Genomic DNA, 14,236 nt, shown 5'->3' on the forward strand with positions numbered 1-14,236 from the left:
TCGGCTCGGTTCTATGTGAAGGTACGCCAATATAACGGGAGGATCTACGGTGCGAATACCGATTATCGGTTGAGTATGGTAAGTTCAGCGCCGGACAGCTACGAACCGGATAACTCGCTCGCAACGGCCCGTCCGATCACGGTCAATGGGCCAGCACAACGCCATACGTTCCATGCCGCCGGCGATCAGGATTGGCTGGTCTTTGCTGCGAATGCTGGTACCTATTACCGATTTGAAACCTTGAATCTGGATTCGTGCAGTGATACGGTGCTCACGCTGTATGACAGCGGTGGTCAATCGTTGGCTGCCGATGATGATAGCGGTGATGGATTTGGATCGCGGATTGACTGGATAGCACCGGCGAGCGGTAATTACTATCTGATGGTACGACATTATAATGCTGGTACGGGTGGTGCTTGTACAGCCTACGATATTCGTGTGCTCGAACTCGGTACACCAGACAGCTACGAACCGGATAACTCGCTCGCAACGGCCCGTCCGATCACGGTCAACGGGCCAGCACAACGCCATACGTTCCATGTCGCCGGCGATCAGGATTGGGTTTTCTTCGATGCCGTTGCCGGTGCGCGCTATGTGATACGTACCTTCAATCTAGGGTCGTGTAGTGATACCGTGCTCGAACTGTATAACGCGGTTGGTGGCTTATTGGCTCGGAATGATGATTCCGCCGGTACCCTTGCTTCGCGGATTGAATATACAACTCCGAGTAGTGGCCGACTCCTTGTGCGGGTACGGCATTACAATCCTACGTCGAGTGGTATCTGCACGCAATACGATCTTGAAGTAAGCAGCGTCTCGTTGGCACCTGACCCATACGAACCTGACGACACAATGGCGCAGGCGCGTGCCTTCATCGTTAACGACACCGGTCAGAATCGTAATTTCCACACCGAGACCGATCCTGATTGGGTGACGTTTAGTGCAAGCAGTGGGACAACTTACACCATCTATACCTACAATCTCGGTAGCGAAGCCGATACCGTACTCGAACTGTACCATCAAAATGGCACCCTAATCACCTCCAACGATGATTACGGTGGGAGCTACGCTTCACGGATCGTTTGGACGGCACCGGCGAGCGGTAATTACTATGTGAAGATCCGTCCCTATGGTTCGAGCGGTGGACGATCTCGATCGACCTACTCTTTCCGCATCGTTACCGGCACAGCGCTGCAAGAGACGGAGGAAGCATTGAACCGTCTGCTCACACCGTTGGTGATGGTGCAGAACGAAGGAGTTGGGATAGATGGGTTACGGTTGGTCGACATTGCAGTTGATACCATTCCGCGACCAGGACAGGAGTTTGCCACGACTGTCTATGCGGTAGGCCAAGCTGCGAGCTACAAGCTGGTGGTCGTGCCGAAGAGCGATCAGGTTGAGCTGTTGGCGATAGAGCCGTTGGCACCAGACGGTCAATCGTTAGGTGTAGGTACATGGGTGGCGCAGGCATTTGGTGATGGTGATCTGGCAATCACGGTGGGCTGGCAATCCGATCAGCCGGCAACGTTGCTCCGGTTACGCTGGCGTCTCCGCACGATGCTCAATGAGAAGCAGTGGGTACTGCCGGTGCAGCTATTGGCAACCGACGGGAACGGGCAGTTCTGGCAGAGTACGGCCACAATTGCAGTACCGACGGTGGCCGCTGGGGCAAAGATTGAGAGCGTTGCGCCGACGCGAGTCACCATTTCGGCGATGGCGACCATCACGATCCGCGTGGTTGGTTTGGAGGGTGAGTTGCCGAAGGCGTATCTCGTTGATCTAAACGGGCAGAGCGAGCAGCAATTTGCTGCGATTGCATATGCTCCGGATTCGGCAGATACCTTAATCGCTTCCTTGGATCCGTCATTTAAACCAGGGGTGTTCAAGGTACGGTTAGATCTCGCCGATGGTAGTCGCCTCTTTGCCGATCCACTTATGCACCTGCTGGCTTCAGATGCGACACTCTACGACATCTACATCCCAATGACGCTGCGGTAACCGGATCAACTATGTACGGAACGGGCGGGTTGGAGGCTACTACCAACCCGCCCGTTGTTATTCGCCGGTCACACACACCATGGGGGTAGGCAGAGCAATCTCCTCGTGGTGAAGACGGGTGTGTCATCGTTTGATGAACTTGTGGCGCAAGCAACCGAGTGAGGACACGCCGCCCATCGCGGGTACGGTGTGGAGCGGTTGGAGGCTACTACCAACCCGCTCGTTGTTATGCACCGCTCACGCGCACCACGTGGGTAGGCAAAGCAATCCCCTCGTGGTGAAGACGGGTGTGTAACTGTTTGATGAACTCGTGACGCAAGAGAAACTGGTCGGTAAAGCTCTGGCCGCGCAAAACGACGGTAAAGCGGATACCAGCGGCATCAATCGCGTTAAACCGGATCAATGGCTCGAAGGTGGCGACGCCGCCGGGGGTTTCGGCCAGCACTGCCCGCGCCACCTCAAGTACAAGTTCTTCAGTGCGCGCGAGATCAGCATTAGGTCCAACCGCAAAATCAACCAACACCGCTAGTTCTGGTTCAGGGCGGCTGAAGTTGGTTACAATCTGCGTAATCATCTGCGAGTTGGGAATAATAATGATATTGTTTGCCAACTGTCTGATGTAGGTATCAGACCAGCGAATATCAGTAACAACCCCCTCTTCGCCGGTAGAGAGGCGGATGAAATCGCCGGGCCGCACCCGATTAGAGGCAATAATTTGCACGCCGGCAAAAAAGTTGGCCAGGGGTTCGCGTAATGCCAGCGTCAGGCCGAGGCTCGAACCGGCAATGACGGTCAGCAAAGGCCCTAGCGGGACGCCATATCTGACCAGTAGGGTGCCGCCAATCGCTAATGCCCCTAGACCACGCAGCAGGTTGTTGATCAGCGAGATATTCCCGATTTGGCGATGGCGCAGATAGGTATCGACCAGATTGATCAGCAGCCGCACCACAAAGATGGTGATCGCCAATACGACAGCAAGATCGAACACCGGTTGCCAAGCGGCGAGGGTGGTAGCGTCGATGAATGGGCCGGCCAAGAAACGCAACGCAATCACCAGCGACCAGAAGGTAAATTGGCCGCCAAGCGCAATCGCGATTGACTCGATCACGATCCGGTTGCGAGCGTCAGCCCACCGCCGCACACGCGGACGCACCAGCCCGTCAAGGATAAGACCGGCCAGCAATGTGAATGCGATCAGGACAATTGTTGCAGTACCATTGAGTTCGTTTGTCATCATAGCCGCATTATACTTGATGAGTTGGCAACCGAAGGTTATCGCTCAGCGAGCTCAATCATGCGCTGGCCGGGATGTTGCTTGCTTGGCAGCACAACACTGGCAGGTGCTCGTGATAAACTACTGATGCACATACGCTATGAGCAGTGTTGAAAGGTTGATGATAGCCATTGAGCGGATGAAAGAAGAAAGAGTGCGAGCGCTTTGTTTGGCATGGCAGTTTGACTACCGCACTCTGGTTCGAGACTGATGCATTAGCCAATAGCACATGACGATAGTATACATTGCTCGATAGTCTCAGATCGTATTTCCAAAGGTATTTTCATGGACGATCAACAACGCCTGAATGAACTCCGCCGCATGCGAACGCTCGCCACCGGCCTGTTATTCTTGGCCGGCATCGTCTTTGTACTGGCAAGCATCTGGCGTGATGCTGCGCCGTGGGTGCCATTTGTCCGCGCCTTTGCCGAAGCAGCGATGGTTGGCGCGTTTGCCGACTGGTTTGCGGTTACTGCCCTCTTTCGCCACCCGTTAGGCTTGCCGATCCCGCATACCGCAATTGTGCCGGCGCGCAAAGCCAGCATTGCGGCTGGCTTTGGCCGGTTTATCGAAACCAACTTTCTCAACCCCGATCAGATTATCACGTGGATTCGGCGGCACGATCCGGTGAGACGGCTTGCCCATTGGTTGCGCGATCCCAAGCGGGGGGAACAGGTGGCCGATGTGGCGGTCGAGGCGTTGGGCGGATTATTAGGTGTGGTTGACGATGATGATGTCAGCCAAGTGTTGGCGCGTGGCCTTAATCAGCGCTTGGAAACGATCCCGGCGGCGCCGCTGGCCGGACGATTGCTTGGTGTTTTGGTGGCCGGCGGACGCCAGCGCGATGCGTTGATGCAATTGGTAAACTTACTGGCGGAGGTGATTGCCAGTAACGAAAAGGAAATCCGCCGCCGCATCGCCGGTGAGTTGCCGGCATGGGTACCGCGGATTGTCGATCAGCGGATCTACGAGCGGTTGTTAGAAGGAATTCAGCGCTTATTGCGCGAGTTGCGTGAAGCCCCCGACCATCCGCTCTACCAACAGTTTACTGCTTTGATTGACCGCTGGATCGTTGATCTGCAATTCGATCCGCAGGTGCAACAACAAGGCGAGGCATTGAAGCGAGAGGTACTGGCGCATCCGGTGGTGCGCGAGCTCGTGCAAGCAAGCTGGCGTGATCTCAAACTTACCTTGCTGAGCCAGAGCGTCTCTCCCTCGTCACCGCTGCGCCGCTCGATAACTGAGGCTATCGCGCGATTTGCCGATCTGCTTGAGCACGATCCCGAATGGCGTGTGAAGGTTGAGCATTGGCTGGCGGCAGCCGTGGCCGCATTGGTGCGCCGGTATGGGCACGCGATCGGCGAGTTTGTGACGCAGACGGTCAATGGGTGGGACACGGCGGAAGTGACGCGCAAGATCGAGTTGCAGTTTGGGCGCGATCTGCAATTTATCCGCATTAATGGTACCATTGTAGGGGGCTTAGTTGGTCTCATCATTTACAGTATTACACAATTGCTACCGTAACAGAGCGATGGTGCTCATACGCAGGGAGGCGTGTATGACCAAACAGAGCAAACAAACCACGATTGACGGCCAGCGGCTGCATCCGGAAAGCCTGATGATGAGCTACGGCTATGTGCCGGCGCTATCGGAGGGTGCAATCAAGTGCCCCATTTTTCAAACCTCAACCTTTGTCTTTCAAACGGCGGAAGAGGGCAAAGCCTTCTTCGAGCTGGCCTACGGCTTGCGCCGCCCGCACGAGGGCGAAGAGATTGGGCTGATCTATAGCCGGCATAATAATCCCGATCTCGAGATCTTGGAGGATCGGCTTACACTCTGGGATCAAGCTGAAGCAGCGGCGGTGTTTGCCAGCGGTATGGCGGCAATTACCACGACTCTGCTCACCTTCCTACGCCCCGGCGACGTGATTGTGCATAGCGAGCCAGTGTACGGTGGCACCGATTACCTGCTCAAACACATTTTGCCGGCCTTTGGCATCCGGCGTTACGGCTTTGTCTCAGGCGTTTCACCCGAACAGGTCGAGACTCAGCTCCGGCGGGCCGGATTGTTTGACGCAGTGGGGATGATCTACCTCGAAACGCCGGCCAACCCGACCAATGCGCTGGTGGATATTGCCGGTTTTGCGGCGCTGGCGAAACGGGTGCCGCGCCGGGTGTTGACAGCGGTTGACAACACCTTCCTCGGCCCGCTCTGGCAGCATCCGCTGGCCCACGGCGCCGATCTGGTGCTCTATTCGGCGACGAAGTACATCGGCGGGCACAGCGATGTGATCGCCGGCGTCTGTTTGGGTAGCCGTGAACTGATCGCTCAGGTGAAAGGCATGCGCACGATCATGGGCACGATGGCGGGTGCGCATACGGGATGGCTGCTCTTGCGTTCGCTGGAAACGCTCAAGGTGCGGATGGAAGCGCAACAGGCTGGGGCGCGGCGCGTGGCCGATTTTCTTGCCAACCATCCTAAGGTTGAGCGGGTCTACTATTTAGGGCATCTCACGAGTGATGATCCGCAGTATCATATCTACCGGCGGCAGTGTGCGGGGCCGGGGGCGATGATCTCGTTCGACCTGCGCGGCGGTGAGGCGGAGGCGTTTCGCTTCCTCAATCATCTGCAACTGATCCATTTGGCGGTGAGTTTGGGCGGCACCGAATCGCTCGCCGAGCATCCGGCGACGATGACCCATGCCGATGTTGACCCTGAAGAACGGATCGAGTTTGGGATTGGCCCCAGTATGGTACGCCTGTCGGTTGGGGTCGAGCATCCTGATGATCTGATCGCCGATCTGAACCAAGCTCTGCGTGCTGTTTGATCGTGAATATCTTGTAAGGGTGATAAATTTCACATATACAAACTTGACAGGAAGGGTTTGTCACCTCATCATGCTAAATGCGTACTCACGTTCGTCTGGATCGGTGAGGGAGCGTCATGTTTGCTTTACGGCTGATCACCTCATCTTCACACCAATGTTCCAGCGTGATGCTTCGCAGATGAGTACGGCAATTTACACGGTCAGCGAAAGTTGCTTGCCATAGCGCGCGTGAGCCGGGCTACGGTTGCATCATGCGCCGCCAGAGAAATGAGGTGATCGTTATCGAATCCCAGTCCCGCTCGACAGCGGAAGACCATCTGCGCGCAGTTGTAAGCCATGACGCTGATGGCGCGATCATTGTCGATCACAGCGGGGCAGTGCGTTTTCTCAACAGTGCTGCCGAACGGTTGTTGAATCGCCATGGCGCTGAACTGCACGGCCAGATATTTGGCTTTCCGTTGGTAGTCGGTGAGCGAGCAGAAGTTGAGGTATTGCGTCCTGATGGAGAGTTTGCCGTCGCCGAGATGCGAGTCTTGTCGATCGTGTGGGAAGGGCAAGATGCGCTCTTGATTACGTTGCGCGATGTCACCTTCGAGCGACAGGCTGAGGCGGCGCTGCGAGAGGCTGAAGCATTCAGCATTGCGATTCTCAATTCGTTGACCAGTGAAATTGTGGTACTGGATAAGCAAGGCAAAATTGTGGCGGTCAATGAAGCATGGCTCCAATTTGGCCGTGAAAACGGGATTACTGATCTCGCGTCGATCAGTGTCGGCGCTGATTATTTTGCGGCCTGCGCGGCGGCGGGGCCGGGTACTGGCGGCCCGGAAGCGTTGCAGGGGTTGAAGGCGGTTCTCGCCGGTGAACTGGCCGAATTCACGTATGAATATCCCTGCCCCGGCCCACAGGGCATGCGCTGGTTTGCTTTGCGGGCAGTATCATTGCGTGGGTTGCGACAGGGGTTAGTCGTGGCGCACAACGATATTACCGACCAGCGTCGCGCTGCCCAAATTGCTGCCGAAGCCGAGATGTTGCGCGAGCAGGTGCGCCAGATGGAACGCGAGCTAGTCTCGGTAGAGGCGATCTCACGGCCTGATGAGATGGTGCGATCGCTGACTGCGCCGTTGCGCCAGCGTGCTCCTGATCTGTTTAACCACGGGTTGGAACGGTACGGCGCATTACTGGAAGAGGCGTTGTACAGCCGTGTGCATCGCACCCCGGCGCCATCACGGGCATTGCGTGAATTGGGCGAATGGTTTGGTTCGATTTGGGCGGCGCCACGTGATCTGATCGAGGTTCATTTGCAAGCGATGCGTGATCGCAGCCAACATAATACGCCCAAGAAGTTGCAAGCATACTTTGAAGAAGGACGCCTGCTTCTGCTAGAATTAATGGGTCATCTGGCATCGTATTATCGATCAATGGCGGCTGGTGAATTGTCTTTCCGTGATTCAGAGTAGCGGCGGCTGAAATTGTTGCCGGGACGAACAGACTGTGAGCAAGATTGTTTTGCATCTCTATATCGCTGGTCAAACACCACGCGCCGAACGGGCGATTAGCACGCTTCGCCGGATGATCGAGCAGGAGTTGGCCGGCCATGAATGTGAGTTGACCATTATTGATGTGCTTGCTGATCCGCAGCAGGCCGAGAATCAAAAGATTTTGGCCACACCGACCTTGATCAAGAGTTCGCCGCCACCTTATCGGCGGGTGATTGGCGACCTGTCGAGCGTTAGTGATTTGTTGAATGTCTTGAATCTACCGCCACAATCTTGAGACGTTCTTGCCTCTGTGCAACCAATAAGGAGAACGCTGGTGTGCGCTGATCAGATCGAACGGCTTCCTACCGGAATCACCGGCTTTGACCATATCGCCAACGGCGGCTTGCCCAAAGGTCGGACTACCCTTGTGTCAGGCACAGCCGGTAGCGCGAAGACGGTCTTTGCGGCCCAGTTTTTGGCGGCTGGCATTAAGCGGGGCGAGCCGGGCGTATTTGTGACGTTTGAAGAGACGCCGGAAGCCTTGCGCCGCAATATGCTTGGGTTTGGCTGGGATATTGCCCGCTGGGAGGCAGAGGGGAAATGGGCCTTTGTCGATGTGTCGCCGCAACCGGAAGAGGAGCTGGTTGAACTTGGATCGTACGATCTCGGTGCGCTGCTGGCGCGTATCGAACATGCCGTGCGGAGTATCGGCGCAATCCGGCTGTCGATGGATTCGCTCGGCGCGATCTTTACGCGCTTGAATGATTCGCGGGTGGTGCGCAACGAATTGCTCCGGATTGTCAGCACGCTGCGCCGGTTAGGAGTGACCGCCGTGCTCACCGCCGAGCGCACGCAGGAGTATGGTGAAATTGCCCGCTATGGCGTCGAAGAGTTCGTTTCGGATGACGTGGTGATCCTGCGCAACCTGCTCGAAGATGAAAAGCGCCGGCGCACGGTTGAGATTCTCAAGTTTCGCGGCACCTCGCACCAGAAGGGCAGTTTCCCCTTCACCGTCATTCCCGGCGAGGGCATTCACGTGATCCCGCTCTCGGCGATCGAGCTGAAGCAACGCTCGTCGAGCGTGCGCACCACGTCGGGCAATGGCGAACTCGACCGTATGTGCGGCGGCGGTTTCTTCCGCGATTCGATCGTGCTGGTGAGCGGCGCGACCGGCACCGGCAAGACTTTGATGGCGACCACGTTTATGGCTGCCGGCGTGCGCCAAAACGAGCGCTCGCTCCTGTTTGCCTTTGAAGAGAGCCGCGACCAGCTCTTCCGCAACGCGATCGGCTGGGGGATCGATTTCGAGCAGATGGAACGCGATGGCCTGCTGCGCGTGATCTGCAACTACCCCGAAGTGACCAGCCTCGAAGATCAACTGATCTTTATGAAAGCCGAAATCGATCGTTTCCGCCCGCAACGGGTGGCGGTTGACAGCCTCTCGGCACTCGAACGGGTGGCAACGATTAAGGGTTTTCGCGAGTTTGTGATCGGCTTGACCTCGTTCATTAAGCATCAAGAGATGGCCGGTCTCTACACCGCAACAACACCAACCTTGCTCGGTGGTTCGTCGATTACCGAAGCGCATATCTCAACGATCACCGACTCGATCATTCTTTTGCGCTATGTCGAACTGTTCGGCGAAATGCGTCGCGGGTTGACCGTCCTCAAGATGCGCGGGTCAAGCCATGATAAAGACATTCGCGAATTTACCATTGATAGTCGTGGCATGCATATTGGCCGACCCTTCCGCAACATCTCCGGCATCTTGTCTGGACAATTCACCCACATTGCGCCGAGCGAAATTGACCGGCTAAGCGCGATGTTCCGCGATGACGAGGGTGACGAACCCGCCAGAGATACTGCGCCAACCAATTAACTTGTAACGTTCAAGTGGCACTGGCTGGGTGTGGGGGAGATTGCCACAGTGCAGCACGATCCTTCTGCTTCCGAACCACACAGCACTGCTGATCGTCCGGCGCCATATCCTGCCCAACGATCGTTGCAGGCAATCGTGGCCAATAATACAAATGCCCTGCTGGTGCTCGACCTCGCCGGTACAGTTCTGTTTGTCAATGAAGCTGCGCTGCGCCTGTTTGGCCGGCACGCCGATCAGGTGCAGGGCAGCCCGTTTGGCTTTCCCCTGCAACCGGGCCTGACGGTTGATGCTGAGATCGTGCGCCCTGATCACTCGGTGGTGATCGTTGATTTACGGGTTGAGCCGATCGAGTGGGAGGGGGTGCCTGCTATGTTAGCGGTGCTCCACGATATTACCGAACGCAAACAGGCCGAGCAGTTGCTGATCGAAACCCAGCAATTGCTCCATTCGGCGCTCGATGCCTTGCCGTCGGCCATTGCCATTCTTGATCGGTATGGGCAGGTGTTGGCGGCTAATGTGCGTTGGTTGCAGCTCGGCCCACTGCTCGGCGTCGAAGCGATCGATTGCACGGTCGGGGCATCGTTTCTGGCCGCCTGCCATCTTGGGGTGGGGCCGGCAGTGGTGGTCGCAGCGGTGATCGAGCATCTGCTAACGAGTGAGCTGGAACGCTATGAAGGGGAGTTTGCTGCGGTTACGCATGATCGCTGCTGGCTGGCTATACGTGCAGTGCGGTTTGGGGCTGGCGAGCGGGTGCGGGTTGTAATGGTGCTGGAAGATGTATCGGCTCGCCACCAAGCCGAGCAGATCGGTCTGGCGCGCCGGCGGGTGCTCGAGTTGATCGCCTGCCAATACGATATCAGAACGATTACGCGCGAGATCTTGCAGTTGCTCGGCGAGCAGATCACGGATTTAGTCTATGCCGCGTATGTGGTGCGTTCGGCAGCGGTCTTTGCAAGCTACAACCGTTACATTCTGCACGATGATCTGCCGCACTTGGATCAATGGGCAAGCGAATTACTAACCCAATTGCCGTATCGTAATCAGCGGATCAGCGAACTTGAACCTGATTCGCCGTATTGGCAGAAGATCCAGTCACTCATGCAGATGCAGATCATTAACCGTATTTGGTTGATTGTCTTGCGTACTAATCGCGATCCGACTGATGGGTGGCTATTGCTTTGCCGGCAAAATGATACACCGCTGGCCTTAGAAGAACAGCAACTGGTTGATCACATCGAACAATTGACAACCATTGCGCTTGAACAGCACGCGACGCTGCACAAATTGGCGTACCAAGCCCATCACGATGCGTTGACCGGCTTGCCGAACCGGTTGTTGTTTGAAGATCGCTTACAACATGCTATCGAGCACGCGCGCCGCAATAACACGCTGGTGGCAGTGCTCTTTATCGATCTCGACCGCTTCAAGCAGGTGAATGACACGCTGGGCCATACAATTGGCGACCTCTTATTGATACAAGTGGCACGCCGGTTTGAAATGTGCGTGCGGACGACCGATACGCTGGCCCGTCATGGCGGTGATGAGTTTCTATTAGCGTTGCCTGAGATTAATTCGCCGCAACAGGTCACTGCCATCGCGCGCCGCTTGCACGAAGCGCTTGAGTATCCATTTTTCATTAATGGGCATGACATTTTTGTGAGTGCCAGCATTGGTGCAAGCCTCTACCCGATCGATGGTACCGATGTGATCACGTTGCAACGGGCGGCGGATATGGCGATGTATCGCGCCAAAGGCACGCTGCGCAATAGTTTTCAGTTTTTCGACGCAGCGATTACGAATACATCGCTCGAGCAATTACAAATCGAGACGCTGCTGCGGCAGGCGATTGAGCGCAATGAGTTGTTGTTGCACTATCAACCGAAAGTTGATCGCGCTGGGAAACTGGTGGGTTTTGAGGCGTTGATCCGCTGGCAGAACGCTGAGTTTGGCATGGTCTCGCCGGCGCGTTTCATTCCCATTGCTGAAGAGACGGGGTTCATTGTTGCGATTGGGGCATGGGTGTTGCACGAGATTGCCCGGCAGATGCGCGCATGGCGCGCGCAGGGTTTGCTGATCGTGCCGGTGGCGGTCAATGTATCAGCATTGCAATTCTCACAAAGCGACTTTGTGCAAACGGTAGCGGAAACCTTAGCGCAAGCGGGTTTGCCCTTAGGTTGGCTCGAACTCGAATTGACCGAGAGCATGTTGATGGGGCAGATTGATAATTTACGCCGCCAACTCATCGAGTTTCGCCAATTGGGGGTGACGTTAGCGATTGATGACTTTGGCACTGGCTATTCGTCGTTGTCATACTTGCATCGCTTGCCGATTAACGTCCTCAAGATTGATCGCTCGTTTGTAGCGCGGCTCGATCAGCCTGATGCGATGGTCGAGCATAGCCTCGTGAGCGCCATCATTTCGCTGGGCCATCACCTTGGGATGCACGTTGTGGCCGAAGGCGTCGAGACGGTTGGTCAACGCCAGATCTTGCTCGACGCCGGTTGTGATGTGTTTCAGGGCTACTACATTGGCCGGCCAATGCCGGCAGAAGCGGCAGCGGCATGGTTGCGTTCCCGCACTGAAGCAAATTAATCATAGACAGCGCCCCACCGCCGTGGGGCGCTCCGGTTGCCGGCCGCAGGTTTGGCATTATTGCTTGCGCCGCAAGGCTGCTTTCAGCAGGCGCCAGATGGCGCGGTGGCGCGGCATCACTTCAAAAATCTGCCCGTTCTTGCCCTCGCGCACGATGCGTAACGCGAGTTCTGCTGTCTCTTCGGCGGTGGTGCCAAAGATGTTCAAGACGCGCGGCAATTGCTTGATCGCTTCACCACCGGGGCCAACCGTCTCAAAGTGGTTGATCATATCGGTCGGTACCATTCCCGGTGTCAGCACGTTGAAGCGCAGATAGGGATGATCTTGATAATCACGGGCAAAGGCTTCGGTTAGGCGCACAATCCCCGCCTTCGAGACGCTATAAGCTGAGAGAAAGCGTTGCGGTCGCTTGGCGCCGCCACCAGAAAGGTTGATGATCTGGCCGTTGCGTTGCTTGATCATGTACGGCAAGGCGGCCCGGCAGCCGTAATAGGTGCCGAGCAGGTTCACCTTAATGACCTGTTCCCATGCTTCGGGCGGTACGTCGAGGACGTAGCCGAATGGCCCCGAAATGCCGGCATTGTTAACCCACAGGTCGATCCGGCCCATGCGCTCGGCGGCAGTAGCAGCGAGGGCCTCGACTTCGAGGCGATTGCTGACATCGCAGCGGACGCCGCTCACCTTGAGGCCAGCGGCTTGCATTGCACGTTCGGCTTCGGCTAGGTTGGCGGCATTGGCCGACGAAATCACGACCTGCGCGTCAGCGCAGGCTAATGCTTCCGCGATGGCCCGCCCGATCCCCCGGCTGCCGCCAGTCACGACTGCGGTCAGGTTACGCAAATCGGTTGTCTTCTGAGCCATGGTCTCCTCGTTGTGATACAAGCAGGACAGACACCGTAATGGCTGCGCAGGTTGTACTCTGCGAGGTTTATTCTGACGGCTGAAACCTCCGGCCCCCGATCAGCGCTGGCGAATCGTCAACCGGTCGCCCTCGCGCACCGCACGGATCGGCGCGCCGCGAAGCGCTGCCGGCAAGAGCAGGTGCCGCCGGTATGGCCCCAGCGAGACGATCAGTTCATCACCGCTCACGCTCAGGGTAAGATCTTCACGGGCGACACCTGGCAGCAACAGGCTGATAAACGGATCGGTTTGCGAACCAATGCCAATCGGTGGCGGCAGCGGTGCCGGTGGGTGCAGGAGCCCTTTCCCGATTGTCGCGAATGGCGCCGGCTCGTGAGGCGTGGCGTGAAACGGTAGGCGCAACAGCGGCAAGTTCGGCCAGCGCGCCGCAACGGCGGCTACGACCGCAGCTTGCTCTAAAACCGGCGTGGCGAGTTCGTTGCCATCACTCACCACCGGCAACAGCGGGCCGGCGATCAGCGCATCGAGGTTCAGGCCAAAGAGGGTCAAGGCCGGTGCATACAATGTTGCCGCGCGCAAGCCGGCGTGATCGGGGCGGATCACCAAACGCGCCCGCACCCGCGTTGGGTCGAGTGCAGCGTCACGCAACTGCTCAAACCGCACCCGCGCCTCTTGCATCTGCCCAATCTGCTCGAATGGCAGCAGATTGGCCGGCAACGCCGCGCGTGCCAACGACTCGCTTGATTGGCCGGGGCCACGATCGAGCCCAAAGAGCTGCCGCATCAGCCAGCGAAAGGTATCAGGAACGGCCAGCGCGCGCAAGAGGCCATCTGGCGGCCCGGCATCAACGCAGATGAGCTGGTAGCCGCGTTGGGCATGGCCGGCCAGACGATAGACGGCCAAAAACAGTTCGAAACCGGGCAGCAATGGTAGGTCATCGCCAGCAATAGGCGGGCCGGGCAAGCTGATGCGTGCGCGGAGTTCATTCCACGTTGCGCTCAGATCCGCCAGTGGCTGGAACGTCCAGAGATCAAGCTGGGGGGCAAGGCTAGCCGGTTGAGGCACTAGTGGGGCGCCTAAGAGGGTCGCGCAGTCGTGGGTGGGCGTGAGACTGGCAAGCAGGGTGGGTTGGCTTTGCGCGGCTGAAGCAACTGCCGTAGCGGCGGCGGCGAGAGCGCTCGATTCACCGCTAAAAAGGATGATCTGCGCGGTAGTTGGCCACATAGCGATCGTCCTGTCTGCTGTACAGGTATATGCAGATGGTTGCTGATTGTATTATATGCAACTTCGCCAACGTGGTGGTTGCGATTAGCCGGCAGATACGGCAA

10 protein-coding genes are annotated in these 14,236 nt (G+C 57.0%); 7 read left to right on the top strand and 3 right to left on the bottom strand.

Annotated elements, in window-relative coordinates:
- Positions 1-1,998 (top strand): PPC domain-containing protein (locus U9R61_RS04325; protein WP_322487592.1); only part of this gene is annotated, 1,998 nt, incomplete at its 5' end.
- 226 nt (positions 1,999-2,224) lie between these two features.
- Here U9R61_RS04325 and U9R61_RS04330 read toward each other — a convergent pair.
- Positions 2,225-3,235, bottom strand: coding sequence for a mechanosensitive ion channel family protein (locus U9R61_RS04330; protein WP_322487593.1), 1,011 nt, complete (start codon positions 3,233-3,235; stop codon positions 2,225-2,227).
- A 321-nt stretch (positions 3,236-3,556) separates the two neighbouring features.
- On the opposite strand from U9R61_RS04330, the gene U9R61_RS04335 reads away from it, so the two are divergent.
- The 6 genes from U9R61_RS04335 to U9R61_RS04360 all read left to right on the top strand — a co-directional run bounded on the left by U9R61_RS04335 (position 3,557) and on the right by U9R61_RS04360 (position 12,047).
- Positions 3,557-4,795, top strand: a complete 1,239-nt coding sequence (locus tag U9R61_RS04335; protein WP_322487594.1) for a DUF445 domain-containing protein — start codon at positions 3,557-3,559, stop codon at positions 4,793-4,795.
- Between the two features lie 34 nt (positions 4,796-4,829).
- The gene (locus U9R61_RS04340; RefSeq protein WP_322487595.1) at positions 4,830-6,098 is read left to right on the top strand and encodes a cystathionine gamma-synthase family protein; all 1,269 of its coding nucleotides are present in this window, start codon (positions 4,830-4,832) and stop codon (positions 6,096-6,098) included.
- A 251-nt stretch (positions 6,099-6,349) separates the two neighbouring features.
- Entirely contained in the window at positions 6,350-7,555 is a 1,206-nt protein-coding gene (locus U9R61_RS04345; protein ID WP_322487596.1) for a PAS domain-containing protein, read from the top strand.
- Positions 7,556-7,589: 34 nt separating this feature from the next.
- On the top strand, positions 7,590-7,871 hold the full coding sequence (locus U9R61_RS04350; RefSeq protein ID WP_322487597.1) for a circadian clock KaiB family protein: 282 nt from the start codon (positions 7,590-7,592) through the stop codon (positions 7,869-7,871).
- A 39-nt stretch (positions 7,872-7,910) separates the two neighbouring features.
- Positions 7,911-9,455 (top strand): circadian clock protein KaiC, encoded by a 1,545-nt coding sequence (kaiC, locus tag U9R61_RS04355; RefSeq protein ID WP_322487598.1) that lies wholly within the window; start codon positions 7,911-7,913, stop codon positions 9,453-9,455.
- Between the two features lie 48 nt (positions 9,456-9,503).
- Positions 9,504-12,047: an EAL and GGDEF domain-containing protein gene (locus tag U9R61_RS04360; RefSeq protein ID WP_322487599.1), complete on the top strand. Its 2,544-nt coding sequence runs from the start codon at positions 9,504-9,506 to the stop codon at positions 12,045-12,047.
- A gap of 57 nt (positions 12,048-12,104) precedes the next feature.
- Here U9R61_RS04360 and U9R61_RS04365 read toward each other — a convergent pair whose 3' ends face one another.
- On the bottom strand, positions 12,105-12,908 hold the full coding sequence (locus U9R61_RS04365) for an SDR family oxidoreductase (RefSeq protein ID WP_322487600.1): 804 nt from the start codon (positions 12,906-12,908) through the stop codon (positions 12,105-12,107).
- A gap of 99 nt (positions 12,909-13,007) precedes the next feature.
- Positions 13,008-14,132, bottom strand: a complete 1,125-nt coding sequence (locus tag U9R61_RS04370; protein ID WP_322487601.1) for an ArsA-related P-loop ATPase — start codon at positions 14,130-14,132, stop codon at positions 13,008-13,010.
- Positions 14,133-14,236: the final 104 nt, after the last annotated feature.

This window comes from Chloroflexus sp. (assembly GCF_034431535.1).
Taxonomy (GTDB): Bacteria; Chloroflexota; Chloroflexia; order Chloroflexales; family Chloroflexaceae; genus Chloroflexus.

Bases quoted from the DNA above. Each gene is read 5' to 3' on its own strand.
- U9R61_RS04330 (WP_322487593.1), bottom strand. From the start codon at position 3,235: ATGATGACAAACGAACTCAATGGTACTGCAACAATTGTCCTGATCGCA.
- U9R61_RS04345 (WP_322487596.1), top strand. From the start codon at position 6,350: ATGCGCCGCCAGAGAAATGAGGTGATCGTTATCGAATCCCAGTCCCGC.
- U9R61_RS04370 (WP_322487601.1), bottom strand. From the start codon at position 14,132: ATGTGGCCAACTACCGCGCAGATCATCCTTTTTAGCGGTGAATCGAGC.
- U9R61_RS04365 (WP_322487600.1), bottom strand. From the start codon at position 12,908: ATGGCTCAGAAGACAACCGATTTGCGTAACCTGACCGCAGTCGTGACT.
- U9R61_RS04335 (WP_322487594.1), top strand. From the start codon at position 3,557: ATGGACGATCAACAACGCCTGAATGAACTCCGCCGCATGCGAACGCTC.
- U9R61_RS04340 (WP_322487595.1), top strand. From the start codon at position 4,830: ATGACCAAACAGAGCAAACAAACCACGATTGACGGCCAGCGGCTGCAT.